Raw genomic sequence first — 17,893 nt, 5'->3', positions numbered from 1 at the left:
CCCAGCAGGGCCGGGGTGCATAGGGACCTCGTCTCGTAGTCCCTGACGAGCTACCAACCGACCTCCGCTCTCTCCACTCGCCCCACCGCGCAAGCGCGAAATCAATGGGGCGTGGCCGTCGCTTACGAAACAAACGATATTCCCCTGGGACTTCACCTGGCCGAGGGTCCGGTTGGTCCGGGAGAAGGCCTGGATCAGCCCGTGGTACCGGAGGTTCTTGTCCACGTAGAGGGTGTTCAGGGTCTTTGCGTCGAACCCGGTCAGGAACATGTTCACGACCAAGAGGATATCGATCCCCTGGTCCGGGGTGAAATCCTTCCGGTCCCGCGCCTTCATCCGCTTCGCGAGCGCCCGATAGTAGGAATAGAACCCCTTCCCGTCCCGGACGGACTCGTTGACCCCGTAGAGGGCATTATAGTCCGCCACGTAGCCCGTCAGCTTGTCGCGTTTCGGGTTGTCTCCGCCCCCGTTATCTGCGGGGAACTCCGTGTCCGGGATCAGCCCGTCCGCGTCCGGGTCCTCCTCGTTCGCCGCGTAGGTGAAGATGGTCGCGATCTTCAGGTCATGCTGGCCGGCCAGCCGCTTCGCCTCCAGGAGGTCGTAATAGGCGCAGAGCGCGTCCACGGAGCTGACCGCGAAGACCGCCCCGAACTGGCGGCCTCGGGTCTTCCGGTCATGGTTCTCAATGATCCAGTCCACGACCCGGCTCATCCGGTCCGGGTGATCGTAGAAGGCGCGGGACTCGAGCGCGCGGTCCCGCTCCGCCTGCGCCTTCCGGTCCGCCTTCTCGTCGCCCGTGGGCGTGACCGGGGCGCTGGTCTGGCCGAGATACTCGACAGAGAAGCGCAGCACGTTCTCGTCCCGGATCGCGTCCGTGATGACGTAGTCGTGCAGCCGCTCGTCGAACAGGTCCTTCGTGGTTCGCTTCCCGATCGCGTTCTCCTTGAGGATCGGGGTCCCGGTGAATCCGAACATCTGACAGCGTTCGAAGAAGGCCCGGATCCGGCGATGGGTGTCGCCGAACTGGGACCGGTGGCACTCGTCGAAGATGAAGACGGCCCGGCCCCGCCTCAGGTGCTCGAGCCGGGGCCCGTAGAGGTCCCGGGAGATCGCCGTGTTCAGCTTCTGGATCGTGGTGATCACCAGCTTGGTGTTCTGGTCCGCGAGCTGAGTCACCAGCTGGCGGGTGTTGTCCGTCCCGTCCACGGAGCCGGGCTGAAAATGGTTGAACTCCTTGGTGGTCTGGTAGTCGAGGTCGGCCCGGTCGACGACGAAGACCACCTTGTCCACCTTCGGCAGCGCGATCAGGTTCTGCGCCGCCTTGAAGGAGGTGAGGGTCTTCCCGGACCCGGTCGTGTGCCAGATGTACCCGTTCTTCCTGCCCTGCTCGACCCGCTCCTGGATCCGCTCGGCCGCGTAATACTGGTAGGGGCGCAGCACCATCAGGAGCTTGTCGCTCTGGTGCAGGACCACGTATTTCGAGATCATCTTGGAGAGGTGGCACTTCTCCAGGAACGCGTCCGCGAAGTCCCCCAGCCGGTTCATCGGCGTGTTGTCCGGGGTCGCCCAGGTGAAGGTCTGCTTGAAGGACTGGTGTCGGTTATTCGCGTAGTACCGGGTGTTCACCCCGTTCGAGATCACGAAGACCTGGACGTACTGGAACAGGCCCCGTGCGGCCCGGAAGCTGTCGCGCTGGTACCGGTTGATCTGGTGGAACGCCGCCTTCAGCTCGACCCCGCGGCGCTTCAGCTCCACCTGACAGAGCGGGATCCCGTTGATCAGGAGGGTCACGTCGTAGCGGTTCTTTCGGCGCCCCTCGATCCCGATCTGGGTCGCCACCTGGTACCGGTTCCGGCACCAATGCTCCGTGTTCAGGAACTCGATCCAGACCGGATCCCCCTCGTCCCGGTCCAGCCGGAACCTCCCCCGCAGGGTCTCGGCCCGGTCGAACACGCCCCCCTTGTCAAGATGGTTCAGGACCCGTGCGAACTCCGCGTCCGTCATGGTGATGCCGTTATGGGCCTCGAGCTGCGCGCGCAGGTTGGCGGTGAGGGACCCCTCGTCCGGGAGCCGGACCGGGGCCCAGCCGAGCCCCTGGAGACGGGTCACCAGTTCGGTTTCAAGCTGAGCTTCGGACTGGACGGACATTACGGGCGGTACTCATCAAGCAGCTTCAGCTTCTCCCGAACGTAATCCGGGTCAATGTGATCACGCTCCCACGAGCCCGTTTCAACCATCCGGATCATGCGGATGAGACGTTCCGCATCGGAGTGATGCATCGTTGACCTCATCTCAAACGCCTGCTCTTCGGTCAGCGGTCCCTCATGGCAAAGCGCCTCAAGCCAGGGGTTGGGCCAGGACCGATCCCCCTGCCGGATGGACCTGAGGATACGGTGAATGGACGCTTGCCCGATCTGGTCGAGAATGGCCTGCCCCTCGGGGTCCGGACGCTCAAGAACGAACCCGCCTCTCGGGTTGAGCCCGTCGAACAGGCAAAGATGGACCTTGTGACCCATGAAACGGGGCCAGAGAAGAAAGATCGACCCCCGTGCCTTTGGTCCCCCATCGGGATTAAAAGTGTCGAAATCCTGAGGGTATTCACGCCCAACTTCCTTCAGTTGAAGAACCTCCCCGTCCCATACGGAGTGGTGGATCCAGGCATGGCGGATCAGCCGTGACCAAAGATCACAGGCCTCGGATGGGGAGGCCTGCATCCGGATCGCGAATTCGACGGGATGATCAACCACCCCGATATCAACCTCTGTTGCTTCAGGGGGCCGGTCGAAGGTTTCAACGATCCAGGTTTCGATCCGGGTCTGAAGCTGCTCGAGGGAGGGCTGGTTTTCGGTAAATTTCATGGGTTACACAAACATCTTTTGGAGGAGCCCCTTCTTGAAGGTCTCCATGTGGGCGATTTGGTCCACCACGGCGTCGATTTTGGCGTCGAGGGCGTCGAGGGCGGAGGCGATCCTTTCTTGCTCATCCGGGCAGGGAACAGCGACTGTGATTTTCCCGAGTTCTACTGGAGTAATTGCCGGGTACCCGGTACCCGTACATCGTTCCAACACATCCCTGACAAACTTTTCAGTATGCAGCAGGTGAAAAACAAAAGAATTACTATTTCGGGCCCGAAGTTGCGCATAGCCGGTTGAGGCAACGTAATCACCATCCTCCTGAAACAGGAGGTTGTTCTTTTGATACGGTCGCACAAGCTGGAAGAGCACGTCTCCTGCTTTCAAAACCCGTTGGGCTCGGCTAGGCGCATTTATTCGTTCCATTCTCTTGGGATCACTCAAGCGTCCGGCGTTGACACTCTCCAAATCAACGTACCAGAAAACATCAGGGAAAACCTCATTCGGTGGATTCACGGCGGTGATATCCACCAGCCTCTTTTCCTCCCATTCCGGAAAGTCCGACCCGTCCTCGCGCGTGAACCGCAGCTGCAGCGAGAAAAGCCGCTGCATCAGGCCCGCCTTGAACTGGCGCAGCCCGTCCGCCTTCTCCCGCAGGGCGGCCAGTTTGGCGTCGATATCCTCGAAGAACGCCGCAATCCTGTCCTGTTCCGCCCGGCTGGGAAGGTGCAGCGGGATCTTCGCGAAATCGTCCGGGTAAAGGCGCAGACGATCCATCGTCAGGCCGTGAGAGTAGGAGCGCAGCTTGTGCAGCATGCGCGAGGTCTGGAACCAGTAGTTGAAGAACTGCGGGTTCGTCTCCTTGTTGGGCCTGAGAACGACGTAGGCCGGGCTGACCATGCACTCCTCAGGAGCCACGCCGACGGCCCCCTGCCACATCCGCATCATGTTGTAGACGACATCACCCGGCTGAGCCCGGAGGTTCTGGCCGTCCGCAGCGTCCGACTCCATGTGACGGTCGAGGCTGTCGCGCGGGACCATCCCCCGGTCGAGTGTCACGGAATAGATGGGAAGGCCCGCCTTGCCGCGTGCGCGGCTGTGCTTGAACGCGGCCCCCGCGACGGTCGGCCGCCAAGGCTCCTTGAACTCTGGAAAGCGGATCTCCGGCGCGCTCATACGGGGGCCTCCAGCCCCAGCTGGGCGCAGACCTTCCTGATATTCGCGTCAATCTCGGCCATGCCCTGATCGAGTGCGGTCAGGTTTTTGGTCACCGCCTTCATGTCCACGGCCTGCTCGGCCTCATAAGTGTCCACGTAGCGCGGGATGTTCAGGTTGTAGTCGTTCGCCGCGATCTCCTCGCGGGTGGTGAGGTGGCTGAACCGAGGGGTCTCGACCCGGTCCCGGAACCCGTTCACGATCCGGTCGATGTTCGGCTCATCGAGCCAGTTCTGGTTCTTCCCGCGCACGAACTCGGTGGAAGCGTCAACAAACAGGACCTCCTCCGTCTCACGGCACTTCTTGAACACCATGATGCAGGTGGGGATGCCGGTCCCGTAGAAGATGTTCGCGGGCAGCCCGATCACCGCGTCGAGCCAGTTCTTCTCGCGGATGATGTATTCCCGGATCACCCCCTCCGCCCCGCCCCGGAACAGGGCACCGTGCGGCAGGACCACCGCCATCACCCCCTTGTCATCAAGGTGGTGCAGCATGTGCATGACGAAGGCGTAGTCCGCCTTGGAGGCGGGCGGGAGCCGGCCGTAATCGGCGAACCGGTCGTCGGTCTTGAACAGGTCCTTCGCGGACCAGTTCGCCGAGAAAGGCGGGTTCGCCACGATCGCCTCGAAGGTCATCCCCTCGTGCATCGGGTTCTCGAGCGTGTCGTCCTGGCGCAGGTCGAAGTTCCGGTAGTGGACCCCGTGCAGGATCATGTTCATCCGGGCCAGGTTGTAGGTGGTCCGGTTCATCTCCTGCCCGTAGAAGTCGCTCACCTCGCGCACCTCGCGCGCGACGCGCAGGAGGAGCGACCCGGACCCGCAGGTCGGGTCATAGACGGATCTCAGGCGTTCCTTTCCGGTCGTGACGATACGGGCGAGGACGGTCGATACCGCCTGAGGGGTGTAGAACTCCCCCGCCTTCTTCCCGGCCCCGGAGGCGAACATGCCGATCAGGTACTCGTAGGCGTCCCCGAGCACGTCGGAATCCGTGTCCGCGAGCCGGAAGTCGATCCCGTCCAGGTGGGTCAGGACCTTCGAGATGAGCGCGTTCTTCGCCTCCTCGGTCCGGCCCAGCTTGGTGGAGGTGAGGTCCAGATCTTCGAACAGGTGGTCGAAGTCCTCTTCCGAGGCGGTGCCCATGGTGGACCGCTCGATGTTCCCCAGGATCGTCGCGAGCTCCGGAAGTACGAAGGCCCCGGGTTTCCGGCTGCGCGCAGCGACCGCGCTGAACAGCTCGGACGGCTTCAGGAAGTAGCCGAGCGCCTCGGTGCTGGCGTCCTGGACCGCGGCCAGGAGCTCCTGGCCCTCAGGGGTGGTCTCGTCGATGTCAGCGAAGACGATCCCGTCCTCCTTCAGCGCTTCGTCCGCGTAGAGATGGAGCCGCTCGGACAGGTATTTGTAGAAGATGAACCCGAGGATGTAGTCCCGGAACTCGTCCGCGTTCATCTTCCCGCGGAGGGTATTCGCGATGCCCCAGAGGGCCTTCTCGAGACTGTGTTTCTGCTCGTCCGTCATTCGAGTTTATCTTCTTTTGATTTCAATAGCTTGAACCCCATCTTGAACGCTTCAGTCTGGGTCAGCCCTCTGGATGCGCACCATACCTTGAACTCGCGCCGTTCCCGTTCGGTTATCTTGAAGTTCAGGGCTACAAGTTCATCGAGCTTCGGATCCTCGTCCTGATTTTTCTCAGCCATTTTTGGGTCTCCGCATGCACTACGCTGTATTCTTAGGTGGATTTCTTTATTTCAAGGTAACCTCATGCCTGTATCCTGTCATGCGAGAAGGTTCTGTTCTCCACATCTGTTTGCGTCCGTTATGTGGCCGCTCCCCTCCCCTTTCCCGTGTTCTGGACTGTTCTCTTTAATTCAAGATTCAAGATTCTAAGATTCAGGGTCGATTTTGTTTTTTTAATCAGAATGTTACGCGTTTAAATGTGAAGGATTCGGGGACTCCGGTGAGGTTTTCGGGGGATAGTGTGAAGTTTCCGGGGGGTACTATGAGGGATCCGGGGTGTTAATATGAGGTTTTCGGGGAAGGAGGTCAAAGTTATCCACAGGCCGGGACGCGTTTACTCGCTCTCGTCGATCAGCTGAGTGACTTCCCCCCTGCCCTTCCGCGCGAGCCGGTTCTGGCTTGGATATGGGTCTGTCACTGTGGTCGCTGTTCCTGCGATCCTGGCCTTTCTGCCGACCTTCGAACGGTGGACCTCACGCCATGCTGCGTCCAGCTCGTCCTTCTCCTTCTGCCACCATCCGACCCTGATGTGTGTGACCCTCTTGCCCGTCTTCACCGGAACGATCGTCACGCTGAAAGACGCCAACGCGTTCAACTCCATGACCGTCTGCTTGATGACATGCTTGTTCAGGGCGCCGAACGCGGCGTACTTCCCTTCTTCTACGCCCAAAAGGTCCCGAAACTCCTCAAGCGTCAGATCCTGATAGCTTTTTCTGCTCAGTCCGGTCCACTGGCTAATGTGCTCATAGAGGCTGACGCTGTATTTTGAGCTGAACGCCATCAAGACCGGGAGGGATATCTTCCCCCAGATGGCAGAGTCTCGAAGGATTTCGACGAGCCGCTTGTCGAAGCTGTAGCTCAGGACCCCAGCTGGTCTCTCCGGGTCATCCAGGTCGTTCCCCCCGAGAAACTGCACCCGGCGGGTCCGTCCGTCAGGCAGACGGACCTTGAGGATGCTCGTCATCAGCGCTTCGATCGCCTCTTCAACCTGCTCATAACCCTTGTGATTGTCGGGTTTCAGATCGTCGATCTCGATCGTGTAGTCCCTCCCCTCCGCCACCCCCTGCATGTGGGCGTTGTGCCAGAGGATAGTGATTGAGCGGCGGGCGTTGAGAGTCAGCGCCTGGTGGCCCGTGATCTGGATCAGCTCAGCAGGCTTCACCGCCTGATCCCGACGCGGTTTCAGGTCAAAAACCTTAAGTGTTGTGTCCTGATCCTGCTTCATAACAAGATGCAGGATATAGTAACCCGCCTAAATGTGAAGGATATTTGCTCATCCTGTTCACATTTCCCCGAATCCCTCACACTTGTGACGTGTTTTTGCGAGATTTAGGCCTCAGAAAATAAATTATATCAACACGTTAGATCGTTGATCGGGTTCCTGTTTCTCGCGCCCCGAATTCCTCACTTTTGATAGTCGTTCAGCGCAGAGTGGCTCATGTGCCGATCAAAGGTTGTAGTATAAGTGTTGTTGCGTAGTAGCTGATAGCTACTAGATAGCTATCAGCTAAATTACAGCTAGCTGGTAGCTATCAGCTAGTATACGATGGGGATTCAGAACTCTTGAAGAGGGATTGCTCATGCCGGTCATAGTTTTCGCGACTCCAAAAGGGGGCGCAGGCAAGACCACCTCTGCGCTCTTGCTTGCATCTGAGCTGGCCGCCCGCTGCGCAACTGTGGCGATCATTGACGCGGATCCAGAGAAGTGGATTTCGCAATGGGGCGCGCTTCCGGGCCGGCCAGCCAACGTCACGATCACCAGTGATGTGACTGAGGACTCGATCGTCGATCAGATCGAGGCCGCCGCCGCCGAGGCTCAGTTTGTCGTCGTTGATCTGGAGGGGACGGCGAGTCTCATGGTGGCTAACGCGATCGGCATGTCCGATCTGGTAATTATACCCACACAGGGAGCCTCGATGGACGCCAAGGGAGCTGCGAAGACGATCCGCCTCATTCGGAACCAGGCCCGCATGGCACGACGGGAGATCGCGCATGCGGTTCTCCTGACCCGGACCAGCGCAGCCGTGGCGTCCCGGTCGCTCCGGAACGTGCGAGATCAGCTAGACCAAGCGGGTATCCCGGTTTTTGAAACGTCGATCGTTGAGCGGGCAGCTTATCGGGACATCTTGGACTACGGCGGTTTGCTTGAAGACTTGGACCGGGACCAGGTCAGCAATCTCGACAAGGCGGTTGAGAACGCCAGGGCTTTCGCGAGGGAGGTTCTCGCTCGCCTCAAGGCCGCTCAGGCGTCGGCGGAGGTGAAATAAGATGGGCCGTAATCGCGTGGATTTGGGCTTCGGAGACCCTTTGGACGATCTCGACCTGAGCGAGTTCCAGCCTCGAAAGACGCCGGTGCCGCGTTCGCCGTCCGGAGAGACTAGTCGGGCCGCGGAAGCCGCAGGCTTTCGGAGCCGTGAGCCGAGGACGACTGAGAAGCCCGCCGATGGGGCAGGGGAGACGGCAACGCAACGTCGACGCCGCACGGGCCGGAACGCCCAGTTTAACCTTAAAGCTCGGCCGGAGACGATCGCGGCCTATTGCGCGTTAGCGGATCGGATGGGTTGGGGACTGGGCGAGACGCTGGAGAAGGCCGTCGAGCTCCTTGAGGAACGCTATGGCCGGACCGGTTGATCGGCCTGACACTCTCTCGGAAACCTCCTTACGTCGCGATCATTCGCTCGACCACTGCCGCTCTGACTGTTTGAGCCAGGTGATCGTGAAAAACACCCAGGCGCGCCCCGCTGCGTTCGTCTGTCATCCATCCATCGCCCCACCGCCAGGCTTCGAAGAAAATCCAGTCGACGAGGTAGTCACGCACGGACCTGTCACTATGTTCGGCATAAATGGCGTGGATCTGGTCTCGGATCGCAGCCGGGATGTCGGCGACTGCCCGGTCCACCTGCGCCGAAAACGCCTCTTCACCGGGGGGCGGGGCTTCCTCCGGTTCCGTGCGCCACAGGACCGGAACCGCCGCGTCCGTCCATCCCCCGCCAGAGATCAGCCCGAGCAGGGCTAGAAGAGCAGCGGTTTCCGGATCCGCCGTGCTAGGACCGGGGATGCCTGAGCCGGCTCCCGCCCGTCTGCGCCGCAACGGAGAGCACCACGCACGCCGCATCGTCCCACTTGGGGAGAACAGCGGGAAGCGCCGGGGTAGGGCGGAGGAGGGCGCCGCGCGCCGTCTCGGTCGCATACCCGAGCGCCTCGAGGGCTTCGCAGGACATCTGCCACGCGGAGATATGGCTATGCTCGAGCTCCCCGGAGGCGCCAGGCGTGTTCGCCACGAGATATTCGGCGACAGCCGTCGCCTGGTCCGGTGTCAGCATCTGCTCCCCCTGATACCGTCGACGCGATGACTGAACTCAAGCCCAGCATACACGTCGCCGACAGCGAGCACGGCCCCAATTTCCGAGATCTCCACGACCAGATCCGTTCCGGTGCAGATGTGATCGCGCCACCCGGGGTCGTCGCGCCGGTGGATAATCGCGCGCAGGTGACAGGATCTCTATCACGAGGGTCGGGGAGGTCGCGCACATCGCCAGATCCACTCGCGGCCCACGGTCCACGACCAGGTCCGGGTACCGGATCGTCGTTTCTCCGGTGCCGACACCCGTCCGCGCGCAGGTCGGCCGACATCCGGTCCCGCGCAGCTGTCTGTGAAGAGACGCGAGGATGTTGGCGACGAGGTTCGCGTGTCGTTGGGTCGTCGGGGCCATCATCACCGGCTGGCCGTTGAGCAGTTCCCACCGGTTCTCGCGTGCTTGGAGAAAGGTGGCGAATTCAGGCTCGGTCATGGGGCGGCGGTTCGACAGCATGGCAGCACCCTCTCCTTGCGGGACACGCCTCACCTGGGGCATCGTTTGTCAGTATAGTCGGGAGCGCTGCGATGTCTGCGATCATCACGAACAGAGCAGCCGCGAAGGCCCGCGCCCGGGAGCGGGATGAAGAGCGGCTCCGCCAGGGTGAGATCTCTCCGTCCGAGCTCCAGCGGGAGAACCTCGTATTTCGCGGGTTCCGGAAAGACGTCATCGGCCTCAAGCCGAAATACAAGCCGGATCACGTTGAATTCGTGTTTGATGATCCGAAAACCTGACTAGAACATCGCGGCACTGACCTGCGAACCGGTTCCGCAGGTGCGGCGGGTGCGTTGCGTCTCATAAACGGGCGTGTCAGTGGGACCTTCCCATCAACCATGACCAAGTTCACCGATGCACCTTTCTGAACATGACCGCGAAACCCTGCTGAAAACCCTGAACGCCAAGGATCCAGCTCTCATTCAGGCGCGGATGGCGAATGCGCTGCTCCTGCTGGCGGAGGGGCTGAGTACGGAAGACGTGGCGGGTCTTCTTTATCTGGATGAGGCGAGCGTCGCTGGGTGGCAGGCCCTGTTTGCGAAACGGAACCCGAAGGCGGCGTGACCCTCTCACGCCATGGGGGGCCGTTTCAGACTCGATTTAACACTATTACTAATAGTGTTAACCGCCCGCCCCTCACCCGGCCGCCCGGACCGCCGGATCAGCGGGGCAGGGGGGTGTTTCGGGATTCCTTGTTTAACAGTATTCGGGTAAACTGTTCACTATGTCCGAAATGCGCCTCCACGATACCACCGGCCGACGCCTCTACCTCAACGCGGAAGAGCGCGACTCCTTCCTCGCCGCGGCCCGCCGCCAGACCGCCCGGGACCGGACCCTGTGTGAGGTCCTGCACTGGACCGGGTGCCGCCCCTCGGAGGCCTTGGAGATCACCCCGGCCCGGGTCGACCTCTTCGGTGGAACCATCACGATCCGCAGCCTCAAGAAACGCAAGGACGCTTCGGGTCAGCAGAAGGTCGTGTTCCGGTCTGTCCCGGTACCGCCCGAGTTCCTCGATACTCTCGACATCGCTCATGCGATCCGGGAGGCCCAGAAGTCCAGGAAGAGGGCTGTCACCCCGATTTGGGATATCTCCCGCGTCCGGACTTGGCAGATCGTCACGCGCGTGATGGAGGAGGCGGGGATCCCGGATGGGCCTAACCGCAGCCCGAAGGGTCTGCGTCATGGGTTCGGGATCAACGCGACGGTGAACGGGGTGCCGCTCCACATGGTCCAGAAATGGATGGGGCACGCGCAGCTCAGCACCACCGCGGTCTATGCGGACGCGGTCGGGAAGGAAGAACAGCACATCGCGACGCGGATGTGGGGGTAGGGATGGACCTGACCCGGATCGACCCACCGAACAACGTCCACCGGTTCTACCGTATGGAGATCATGCCGGGCCTCTTCGGGGAATGGTCCCTGATCCGGGAATGGGGCCGGATCGGCCAGCCCGGGCAGGTCCGGGTCGACTGGTACGACACCGAGGCCGCCGCGAAGGACGCCCGGTTCGACATCCTCATGAAGAAGGCGAAGCGGGGCTACGAGTAGCCGGGGCCGGGCCGGCTGTTCGGGACTGCGTTGATCTACGCTCTCCTGAATTTATCCTTCATTCATTCAGGAACGGGTATTTCGAGAAGTATGTTTGTATTACAGTGTCTTGAGAGATGTGATTGTTTCACGGACCTTGTATGGATGCCGGAACCGCGCTACATGAATAAATAATGAATATATGAGTTAGCCCCATGCATGCCATCCTCGAGATCCGAGATCTGACCCCGCAGGAGCGTGCGGTTATCGAAGCCCTGCTACGTGCCGCTGGCCCGGTCAGCCAGCGCGAGCTGATGTCCCGCATGCGCGACGCCCCCAGTCAGGCGACGATGTCCCGGGTGATGTCCGGGCTGATCAACCGGGGCCTTCTCCTCAAGGAGGGGGAGACCCGGGGTGCCCGCTTCTCGCTCACGCAGGACGCGCGACGCGTGGCGACGGATCCCAGGCGGCGCACTCCGATCCCCTACGACCCCGGCCGGATCGGCGGCTATGTGCCGAACCAGACACGTTGGCTCCCTGAGGAGGCAGCCGCCCGGATGCGGGACGCCGTGGAACAGGCCGGGGGACAGCGACTTGATGCCTCCACATACAGCAGGGCGATCGCGGAGAGATTTCTGATCGACCTATCGTGGGCGTCCTCGAACCTGGAGGGGAACACCTATGATCATCTCTCGACGGAGATGCTGATCAAGTACGGTGAAAGCGCCTCCGGCCGGGACCGGTTGGAGACGGCGATGATCCTCAACCACAAGGCGGCCATCTCCCTGATGATGGAGGGACTCGATGGCGCATTCCCGGACGCCGGGTCCGTTCAGCGCCGACACGTCCTCATGATGCGGGATCTGCTGGACCCGGCCGACCTCGGCAGCGTCCGCAGGGGCGCGGTGCAGATCTCTGCGACCAGCTACCGCCCCTCCTCAGACTATGTTCTGCTCACGGCCGGCCTCAGCGACCTTCTCGCCAAGGCCGGTCAGGTCGAGGACCCGTTCGAGGCGTCGTTCCTCCTGCTCGCGGGCCTCTCCTACCTGCAAGCCTTCGGGGACGGGAACAAGCGGATGGGTCGGCTCCTCTCGAACGAGCCGCTGCTCCGGGCGGGTCTGCCCCCGCTCTCCTTCATCGGGATCGACAAGACCCCCTACATCCTCGGGCTGATCGAGTTCTATGAGGTCGGCGCGACCGGTCTTCTCGGGGAGGCGATCGCCGGGTCCTATGAGATGACGGCGCCGGACTACATCCAGGCGGTGACCGTCCAGCGGGTTCCGCATGGGTTGGAGCTGCGTGAACGGGGCCGTATCGCGGAGGCGTTGGGGCGGCTGTTTCGCGACAGGACACCGGACGCGGGGATCCCAGGCTTGGTCGATGAGGTTTTTGGGGACCTGAACGAAGCTGACAGGGACAAGATGGCCGAGATCCTCACCGATACGGCGGATCGGGCCTCTCCCGCCTCCGCCTTCCTGTACGGGGTCACGGAGGTGGATATCCGAGAGAGGAACGCTGCCAACCGGGGTGTGTGATTCATGACGCTTGCGTGTCTGTAAACCCAACTGGTTTCGTCATTGGGTTTCTGTCCCGGTCAACCTGTTGAAATCCGGTAGGGCAGGGCGGTCCGGTCAGAAACGACCATTTTTGACCGGCTGATAGTAACCAGAAGTTTTGTCGTGACTGACCACCAGCTATACTGACGTTCCACCGCCCGCCGTACCCTGCGACCACCGCGTTCCGGCGTGCCGACCCTTCATACGTCGTCAATTATGGTATAGCTGGGCCTGGCGCCGGGAGCATTCTCGAACAGCCACAACTCCACGTCGTCGGCGGTCTTGCCGTGGCGGCTCCCGTGGTCCTCCGCGGCCTTGAGGAAGGGACCGTAGCTGGCGCAGTGTCGGCCTTGCGGTACGTGCCGGACCGGCGGGCCGAGCAGCCGACGGGTTTCGGTCCAGATGTCATCAGGAAGCGGCACGGAGCCGCCTGTGATCGCCCGCATGACGCGCTGGTCGTAGATCAGGCAGCTACCCTCCTCGGCTGTGACGCCCGCGAAGTAGAGCAGCTTCGTGAAGGTGGATGGCCCCATGCCGATCGGCTGGCCTTCGGCATCCGCCAGAGAGGAAAACATCTCGCAGATCCGGTCCGCGGGAAGCCTTTCAGCGCGCGCCGTTTCCAGCAGAATACCAATCGCTTCCGCTCGGTCGAAAATCCGCGCGAACCCCCGCCCGCCGGGAAACCGCCCGCGGGGATAGCCCCAGACCATCGTCGCATGGATCCCGGCGGCGTGGGAGCGGCGGAAGAATGCTTCGACGTCGCCCCGGGTGAGGACGTGGTCCGAACGCGGGTTACACCCTGGGCGGTAGGCAACCTCGAGTATCATCGGGAAGGTGGCCTGGAACGCGGGAGACGTGGCGTAGCGGCGCCAGTTCTCGACATTGATCGGGGTGCCGTGTCCCCGAAGATGCGCAGATACTGCCATGGTCCCCTCGATCCGCCCATTCCCATCACAGGAACTTGCCGCCGCCTCCGGCGAAAAATAATTCGTGTGTCGTTCGCCTAGAATTTCGGTAATCAATCAAGCCGCGTAAGATCCGGAAAACAAGCGCCAATTCCCGAATTTCCAAAAGGACCAGCAGGTCTATCCGTAAGATAGAGTTTCGACACAAAGGAGTGGAAATGAACGTACCAGAGTATCTTCTTCTTCCGGCATCACTCGATCCCGCGGAAAATGTGCTGCTGTCCGTCCGACTTGCAGGGGTACCCGCCGTCCAGGTGCGTCAGGTCTCACTGGAATACCTTCTGGGCGTTGTGGTGCGTGGTGACCGGATGCTGACGGTCGACGAGCATCCCTGCGTCGTCACGAAGATGACAATCGACTTCGCGCAGGGGCGGGCCCGCCTCGATCTGCGCCGCGACCCAGCCTGACCTGACCAGTTCCTGAACCACCGCGGATCCCGACGGCTTGTCAGCCGGGTTCCGCGGGGTCGAGCACCACATCGTCCAGATCAACGGCGGGCGAGCCCGAGACGGAAACCGAGATCATGCGGCCCAGCGGGACTGCGAACGCGAAGGTGACGGTCAGGTCGCTGACGGGCTCACCCTCAGAAGCGTAGTCGCTCCGCGCGATCCCCCGGAGGATCTGATTGATCTTCGCCAGCTCCAGGTCGGTCAGTTCGAAATCCTTGTGTTCCATGTTTCTTTCCTGAATCTCAGCGCCAGAATAGCGCATTTCCTTCGCACCTGACACGGCCGGCACAAGTGCTTTACACCCCGGGATAGCGCCGGAACAGCGCCGGGTCCGCCACGCCCTCTGCCGTAAAGGCTGCATCCAGATCCCGCGCGAGCCGGTCGATCAGGTCCGTGCATTCGACCATCGCCTGAAGCGGATGCGTGAACACTTGGTCAGGGAACAGCAGCCCCAGCAGGTTACCCGCCATCGCCGCCGTGCTGTCACTGTCGCCCGAGTGCAGCAGCGCCGTCTGAAGGCCCTCGTCCAGATCCCTCGCGTGGAGCGCGGCGTAGAGCGCGATGGCGACCGCCTCCTCCGCCACCCAGCCGCCGCCCAGCCGCTCCACCGTTTCGGGTTGCCGGTCCCCCGGCAGCGCAAGGGCGGCGGCGATGGCCCGGGTCGCCGGGTTGTCCTGATCTGTGGCCAGGCGCTCGGCCGCTGCCCGCAGGTCAGTGCCGTTCCACGCCGCCGACAGAAGCTCGATCCAGACTTGCGCCGCCAAGGCTGCGACAGGGTGTCCGTGCGTAAGACCGGAGACCTCGACCGCGCGCCCCGGCAGCAGAACCATCGGCGCAAGCCGCATAACGCCGCCGCACCCCTTACTGTCGTTACGCGCAGCCATACCGAAACTGCGCGCGGTGGCGAGGGCGGACAGGCAGGTTTTTCCGGGCGCGCGACGGGCCTGTAGCCGCGGGTCGCGGAACAGACCGATCTCGTCCGCATCGATGGCGATCCGTGGGGCGACGCCTTGGGTGACCAGCCACCGGAGGTAGGCGTGATGGATGATTGACGCGGGATGGCAGATGCCTCGCTGCGCCTGCCGAACTGCGGACCGGATCAATCCTTCCGCCGTGAAGAGCGTCATCTGCGTATCGTCGGTGATCGCTCCGGTCGTGCCCCGGTGCGCGGGCAGGTGGCGGATGCCGTCCGGGTGGCGTCGCCTCAACGACGCAAGGTCGAGGAACTCGATCTCCGCGCCCATCGCATCGCCGAGAGCCCCAGCAGCAAGCATCGCGCGAAGACGTTCTGCCCGTGGGGTCGGGTCCGGCAATGGGGGCACGTCGCCGCCAGCCGAGGCAAGGCCTTCGAGGCTCTGCCCGCGCTCACGCAGCACGCGCCCCGCGTAGGTTACGGCGTCCTTCGGGTCGGACCCCCGTTCGATCTCGACGATACCACCTTGCTCCAGCCAACGGTGAACCCGGGGGCCGACCGAACCCCAGGTGTCTTCGGTGGGCGATCTAGGCAAGGCCAGGACCTCCCGGCTCTCTCCCTTGGCGTCACCGGCGGTTCGGAGGGCGACGCGGAGCGTAGATACGTTCGCTGCCGCGCCGTCATTCCCGCTGGGCGCGACAACTCGCAGGACGCCGGAGGCGACAGACAACACGATGTCGGGGTGCGTCATGTCCGGCGCACCTGCCAGATCACGTGCCGCTTGTCCGCCTCCCCCACGCAGTCGACGCAGCGGAAGCGCAGCCCGAGGACGTTCCGGAACTCGACACCGATCAACCCGTTCCACCCATGCAGCGCTGCATAATCCTTCGCGTCGAACAGCGGACGATGGCGTCGGTAGACCCTTCCGCTGCGCGGTGCTGTCCCCGCACCGCGGATGACAAGCAACCCGCCGTCCATCAGGCGATCCAGCACGCGGTAGAAACCGGGCCAGCGCGACCAGGTCTCGTCCCGCCACCTGTCGGGACCACCGACGAAGACCGCAAGCGGCCCGCCCGTCCCGTCTAGTGCCGCGCCTAGGTCACGTTGGTCCATGACAACCCGCAGGTTATGGTCCAGCCCATTCCGCTGCCATGCACTTTCCGCTACGAGCGCCCCCTCGGCACCCGTGCCGACGGCGATGCCCGGGTCCAGCCGCATCCAGCCAGACCGCTCCAACTGCTGGGTCAACTCCGGGTCGCACGGGCTGGAGGGGCCGAGGTTCCCATCCTGCTTGAGCGGCCCAGTGAGCAGGTGGAGGGTTTGGACCACCTCTCCGAACAGGTGCAGCGCCGTTGCCGCATCGTCCAGATCGCCGATACAAAGAAGCCTGCCCCCCGTAAGCGCGGCCGTGCCGAAATCCGTCGACAGGGTGCCCACCGTATCGTCCATCCAGATTCTCCCTGCTGTCATGGGTTTGGGTTCAGCCCTGTGAAGGCGACCCGAGCGCCTTCCAGAACATGACGAAGGTTGTACAACAGGCACCAGCCAAGCAGCCTACCGCTTGGGTTATGTCGCAAGAGGGTCTCATAGAGCCTCGATGTCACGCCTCAGGGTCGCAGCCAGCTTGGGCAACCCCGACTTCGTCAGATCAAACAGGAACTCCGAAGCCGTCATCGGCGGGGTCCGGTATCTCTTTCGGACCCGGGAGAGCGCCCGCGCAGCCTCAGACGGGAACAGCTCGTAGGTACTGACCAGCATGTCATCCGCTCCGAGCGTCTCGATCCCGTATTCGTCCAAGACGGCGGCGGGGAAATCGCGCCGGTTCTCCGTGACGATGACCTGCGCCGAGGCCCGGATCGCGGCGGCCAGAACATGGCGATCCCCGGGATCTGGAAGATCGAGGCTGGGGATGATCGGCCCGTAACCGGTCACGAAGCACTCGTCGAAAACCTCTCGTATCATCGCCTCTTGCTGACGCACGCTGGTTTCTAGGTGCGGTTTCAGGCGGATGAGGTTCCGGGTCCATTCATCGAGGATGTCGTCTGTGAAACGGGCCCGAAAAAGCCCTTCATGCGCAAAGGTCAGAAGCACGTCCCGGACCCGGAAGGGAAACAGGACGTTCGCATCCAGGAGCACCACGAAGGGGTTCGCAACAATGCTCATCCCTGATCGAATTCCTGCCCGAGACGGGCGAGGTCGTCGAGAACATCTTCGCGGCGGCGCCTCTTGCGGTCCCGATACGCCATCAGGGCGTCGAGCGGGACGCGTCTGTGTTTCCCGACCTCCTCGAAGTCGATCTCACCCTCCTTGAGCAGCTTCGTCAGATGCGGCCGGGAAACGTTCAGCATGTCGGCCGCCTGCTGGGTCGTCAGCATTGTCCCGACAGGTACGAGCGTGACCATGTTGCCGCTGGCGACGTGTCCTAGCAGCTCGATGATCAGATGGCCCACGGCCGGAGCGATCCGCACCGGTGATCCGTTTTCCCCAGAGATCCGCAGCCCACCATCCAGCTCCATCGCCACTGCGATGGCGGTGGCCGCGTGGGCTGCACTGTCGATTTCATCTGCCGTGGGCGGTCGCTCCATCAGCCCACCATGGTCGATCTTGGACATGGGTCTCCCTCCGGTTTTTATCAGATATGGAGCGCCATGAGACATGACGCAACAGGAATAGTCGAAACAATCGAAATAAGTGTAAATGATGTGATCCTGGGCCGGTCCACAAGGAGCCGTCATAGCCTACGACATGTTACAGTAACGCTCCGTTACGGCCCTGTTACGGGGCCTTGTAACAGACCTAAATCATTGAAAGGAAAGGAATGTTTCTATCTCT

General features: G+C 62.2%; 22 protein-coding genes. 7 read left to right on the top strand and 15 right to left on the bottom strand.

The window, feature by feature from the left end:
* The 6 genes from D2N39_RS21540 to D2N39_RS21515 all read right to left on the bottom strand — a co-directional run.
* The coding region (locus D2N39_RS21540) for a type I restriction endonuclease subunit R (protein ID WP_147373535.1) at window positions 1–2,148 on the bottom strand (2,148 nt) is incomplete at its 3' end.
* Window positions 2,148–2,858, bottom strand: a complete 711-nt coding sequence (locus D2N39_RS21535; RefSeq protein ID WP_119136814.1) for a hypothetical protein — start codon at window positions 2,856–2,858, stop codon at window positions 2,148–2,150. The genes D2N39_RS21540 and D2N39_RS21535, both read right to left, overlap by 1 nt.
* 3 nt (window positions 2,859–2,861) lie before the next feature.
* The gene (locus tag D2N39_RS21530) at window positions 2,862–4,028 is read right to left on the bottom strand and encodes a restriction endonuclease subunit S (protein WP_119136813.1); all 1,167 of its coding nucleotides are present in this window, start codon (window positions 4,026–4,028) and stop codon (window positions 2,862–2,864) included.
* Window positions 4,025–5,581: a type I restriction-modification system subunit M gene (locus D2N39_RS21525; RefSeq protein WP_119136812.1), complete on the bottom strand. Its 1,557-nt coding sequence runs from the start codon at window positions 5,579–5,581 to the stop codon at window positions 4,025–4,027. Before D2N39_RS21525 ends, D2N39_RS21530 begins: the two co-directional genes overlap by 4 nt.
* On the bottom strand, window positions 5,578–5,760 hold the full coding sequence (locus D2N39_RS21520; RefSeq protein ID WP_119136811.1) for a hypothetical protein: 183 nt from the start codon (window positions 5,758–5,760) through the stop codon (window positions 5,578–5,580). The genes D2N39_RS21525 and D2N39_RS21520 overlap by 4 nt, the downstream gene beginning before the upstream one ends.
* A gap of 374 nt (window positions 5,761–6,134) precedes the next feature.
* Entirely contained in the window at window positions 6,135–7,025 is an 891-nt protein-coding gene (locus D2N39_RS21515; protein WP_119136810.1) for a replication initiation protein, read from the bottom strand.
* 355 nt (window positions 7,026–7,380) lie between these two features.
* Here D2N39_RS21515 and D2N39_RS21510 point away from each other — a divergent pair, with 355 nt between their 5' ends.
* Window positions 7,381–8,067, top strand: coding sequence for a ParA family protein (locus D2N39_RS21510; RefSeq protein WP_119136809.1), 687 nt, complete (start codon window positions 7,381–7,383; stop codon window positions 8,065–8,067).
* Window positions 8,068–8,459: 392 nt separating this feature from the next.
* On the opposite strand, the gene D2N39_RS23005 is transcribed toward D2N39_RS21510, so the two are convergent.
* The 3 genes from D2N39_RS23005 to D2N39_RS23720 form a co-directional block, all read right to left on the bottom strand.
* Complete coding sequence (locus D2N39_RS23005) at window positions 8,460–8,618, bottom strand: hypothetical protein (RefSeq protein ID WP_158589901.1); 159 nt, start codon at window positions 8,616–8,618, stop codon at window positions 8,460–8,462.
* Between the two features lie 226 nt (window positions 8,619–8,844).
* Window positions 8,845–9,123 carry a hypothetical protein gene (locus D2N39_RS21495; RefSeq protein ID WP_119136806.1) on the bottom strand — a complete coding sequence of 93 codons (279 nt, stop codon included), beginning with the start codon at window positions 9,121–9,123 and terminating at the stop codon, window positions 8,845–8,847.
* A 36-nt stretch (window positions 9,124–9,159) separates the two neighbouring features.
* Window positions 9,160–9,591, bottom strand: coding sequence for a Uma2 family endonuclease (locus D2N39_RS23720; RefSeq protein WP_407645611.1), 432 nt, complete (start codon window positions 9,589–9,591; stop codon window positions 9,160–9,162).
* A 92-nt stretch (window positions 9,592–9,683) separates the two neighbouring features.
* Between D2N39_RS23720 and D2N39_RS21485 the strand changes: the two genes are divergently transcribed.
* From D2N39_RS21485 to D2N39_RS21465, 5 genes are all read left to right on the top strand, one after another.
* Window positions 9,684–9,890 carry a hypothetical protein gene (locus D2N39_RS21485; protein ID WP_119136804.1) on the top strand — a complete coding sequence of 69 codons (207 nt, stop codon included), beginning with the start codon at window positions 9,684–9,686 and terminating at the stop codon, window positions 9,888–9,890.
* A gap of 115 nt (window positions 9,891–10,005) precedes the next feature.
* Window positions 10,006–10,215, top strand: a complete 210-nt coding sequence (locus D2N39_RS21480; protein WP_119136803.1) for a COG3415 family protein — start codon at window positions 10,006–10,008, stop codon at window positions 10,213–10,215.
* Between the two features lie 160 nt (window positions 10,216–10,375).
* Window positions 10,376–10,981: a tyrosine-type recombinase/integrase gene (locus tag D2N39_RS21475; RefSeq protein ID WP_119136802.1), complete on the top strand. Its 606-nt coding sequence runs from the start codon at window positions 10,376–10,378 to the stop codon at window positions 10,979–10,981.
* A gap of 2 nt (window positions 10,982–10,983) precedes the next feature.
* On the top strand, window positions 10,984–11,199 hold the full coding sequence (locus tag D2N39_RS21470) for a WGR domain-containing protein (RefSeq protein ID WP_119136801.1): 216 nt from the start codon (window positions 10,984–10,986) through the stop codon (window positions 11,197–11,199).
* Window positions 11,200–11,393: 194 nt separating this feature from the next.
* Window positions 11,394–12,713 (top strand): Fic family protein, encoded by a 1,320-nt coding sequence (locus D2N39_RS21465; protein ID WP_119136800.1) that lies wholly within the window; start codon window positions 11,394–11,396, stop codon window positions 12,711–12,713.
* Window positions 12,714–12,934: 221 nt separating this feature from the next.
* On the opposite strand, the gene D2N39_RS21460 is transcribed toward D2N39_RS21465, so the two are convergent.
* Window positions 12,935–13,660 carry an 8-oxoguanine DNA glycosylase OGG fold protein gene (locus tag D2N39_RS21460; protein WP_119136799.1) on the bottom strand — a complete coding sequence of 242 codons (726 nt, stop codon included), beginning with the start codon at window positions 13,658–13,660 and terminating at the stop codon, window positions 12,935–12,937.
* 197 nt (window positions 13,661–13,857) lie between these two features.
* On the opposite strand from D2N39_RS21460, the gene D2N39_RS21455 reads away from it, so the two are divergent.
* Window positions 13,858–14,106: a hypothetical protein gene (locus D2N39_RS21455; RefSeq protein WP_119136798.1), complete on the top strand. Its 249-nt coding sequence runs from the start codon at window positions 13,858–13,860 to the stop codon at window positions 14,104–14,106.
* A gap of 40 nt (window positions 14,107–14,146) precedes the next feature.
* On the opposite strand, the gene D2N39_RS21450 is transcribed toward D2N39_RS21455, so the two are convergent.
* From D2N39_RS21450 to D2N39_RS21430, 5 genes are all read right to left on the bottom strand, one after another.
* Window positions 14,147–14,374 carry a hypothetical protein gene (locus tag D2N39_RS21450; RefSeq protein WP_147373534.1) on the bottom strand — a complete coding sequence of 76 codons (228 nt, stop codon included), beginning with the start codon at window positions 14,372–14,374 and terminating at the stop codon, window positions 14,147–14,149.
* 70 nt (window positions 14,375–14,444) lie between these two features.
* Complete coding sequence (locus D2N39_RS21445; RefSeq protein WP_119136796.1) at window positions 14,445–15,812, bottom strand: ADP-ribosylglycohydrolase family protein; 1,368 nt, start codon at window positions 15,810–15,812, stop codon at window positions 14,445–14,447.
* Window positions 15,809–16,510 (bottom strand): hypothetical protein, encoded by a 702-nt coding sequence (locus tag D2N39_RS21440; protein ID WP_119136795.1) that lies wholly within the window; start codon window positions 16,508–16,510, stop codon window positions 15,809–15,811. Before D2N39_RS21440 ends, D2N39_RS21445 begins: the two co-directional genes overlap by 4 nt.
* A 135-nt stretch (window positions 16,511–16,645) precedes the next feature.
* On the bottom strand, window positions 16,646–17,224 hold the full coding sequence (locus tag D2N39_RS21435; RefSeq protein WP_119136794.1) for a PIN domain-containing protein: 579 nt from the start codon (window positions 17,222–17,224) through the stop codon (window positions 16,646–16,648).
* Window positions 17,221–17,673 (bottom strand): helix-turn-helix domain-containing protein, encoded by a 453-nt coding sequence (locus D2N39_RS21430; protein ID WP_119136793.1) that lies wholly within the window; start codon window positions 17,671–17,673, stop codon window positions 17,221–17,223. The genes D2N39_RS21435 and D2N39_RS21430 overlap by 4 nt, the downstream gene beginning before the upstream one ends.
* Window positions 17,674–17,893 lie beyond the last annotated feature (220 nt).

This window comes from Gemmobacter lutimaris, assembly GCF_003570715.1.
GTDB lineage: Bacteria > Pseudomonadota > Alphaproteobacteria > Rhodobacterales > Rhodobacteraceae > Gemmobacter > Gemmobacter lutimaris.
The sequence above is the reverse complement of the archived record's forward strand: the minus strand, read 5'-3'. Positions and strand labels throughout refer to the sequence as shown.

Bases quoted from the DNA above. Each gene is read 5' to 3' on its own strand.
- D2N39_RS21440 (WP_119136795.1), bottom strand. From the start codon at position 16,510: ATGGACGATACGGTGGGCACCCTGTCGACGGATTTCGGCACGGCCGCG.
- D2N39_RS21465 (WP_119136800.1), top strand. From the start codon at position 11,394: ATGCATGCCATCCTCGAGATCCGAGATCTGACCCCGCAGGAGCGTGCG.
- D2N39_RS21515 (WP_119136810.1), bottom strand. From the start codon at position 7,025: ATGAAGCAGGATCAGGACACAACACTTAAGGTTTTTGACCTGAAACCG.
- D2N39_RS21445 (WP_119136796.1), bottom strand. From the start codon at position 15,812: ATGACGCACCCCGACATCGTGTTGTCTGTCGCCTCCGGCGTCCTGCGA.
- D2N39_RS21525 (WP_119136812.1), bottom strand. From the start codon at position 5,581: ATGACGGACGAGCAGAAACACAGTCTCGAGAAGGCCCTCTGGGGCATC.
- D2N39_RS21475 (WP_119136802.1), top strand. From the start codon at position 10,376: ATGTCCGAAATGCGCCTCCACGATACCACCGGCCGACGCCTCTACCTC.
- D2N39_RS21455 (WP_119136798.1), top strand. From the start codon at position 13,858: ATGAACGTACCAGAGTATCTTCTTCTTCCGGCATCACTCGATCCCGCG.
- D2N39_RS21450 (WP_147373534.1), bottom strand. From the start codon at position 14,374: ATGGAACACAAGGATTTCGAACTGACCGACCTGGAGCTGGCGAAGATC.
- D2N39_RS21480 (WP_119136803.1), top strand. From the start codon at position 10,006: ATGCACCTTTCTGAACATGACCGCGAAACCCTGCTGAAAACCCTGAAC.
- D2N39_RS21520 (WP_119136811.1), bottom strand. From the start codon at position 5,760: ATGGCTGAGAAAAATCAGGACGAGGATCCGAAGCTCGATGAACTTGTA.
- D2N39_RS21470 (WP_119136801.1), top strand. From the start codon at position 10,984: ATGGACCTGACCCGGATCGACCCACCGAACAACGTCCACCGGTTCTAC.
- D2N39_RS21485 (WP_119136804.1), top strand. From the start codon at position 9,684: ATGTCTGCGATCATCACGAACAGAGCAGCCGCGAAGGCCCGCGCCCGG.
- D2N39_RS21530 (WP_119136813.1), bottom strand. From the start codon at position 4,028: ATGAGCGCGCCGGAGATCCGCTTTCCAGAGTTCAAGGAGCCTTGGCGG.
- D2N39_RS21510 (WP_119136809.1), top strand. From the start codon at position 7,381: ATGCCGGTCATAGTTTTCGCGACTCCAAAAGGGGGCGCAGGCAAGACC.
- D2N39_RS21430 (WP_119136793.1), bottom strand. From the start codon at position 17,673: ATGTCCAAGATCGACCATGGTGGGCTGATGGAGCGACCGCCCACGGCA.
- D2N39_RS21535 (WP_119136814.1), bottom strand. From the start codon at position 2,858: ATGAAATTTACCGAAAACCAGCCCTCCCTCGAGCAGCTTCAGACCCGG.
- D2N39_RS21495 (WP_119136806.1), bottom strand. From the start codon at position 9,123: ATGCTGACACCGGACCAGGCGACGGCTGTCGCCGAATATCTCGTGGCG.
- D2N39_RS23720 (WP_407645611.1), bottom strand. From the start codon at position 9,591: ATGACCGAGCCTGAATTCGCCACCTTTCTCCAAGCACGCGAGAACCGG.
- D2N39_RS21460 (WP_119136799.1), bottom strand. From the start codon at position 13,660: ATGGCAGTATCTGCGCATCTTCGGGGACACGGCACCCCGATCAATGTC.
- D2N39_RS21435 (WP_119136794.1), bottom strand. From the start codon at position 17,224: ATGAGCATTGTTGCGAACCCCTTCGTGGTGCTCCTGGATGCGAACGTC.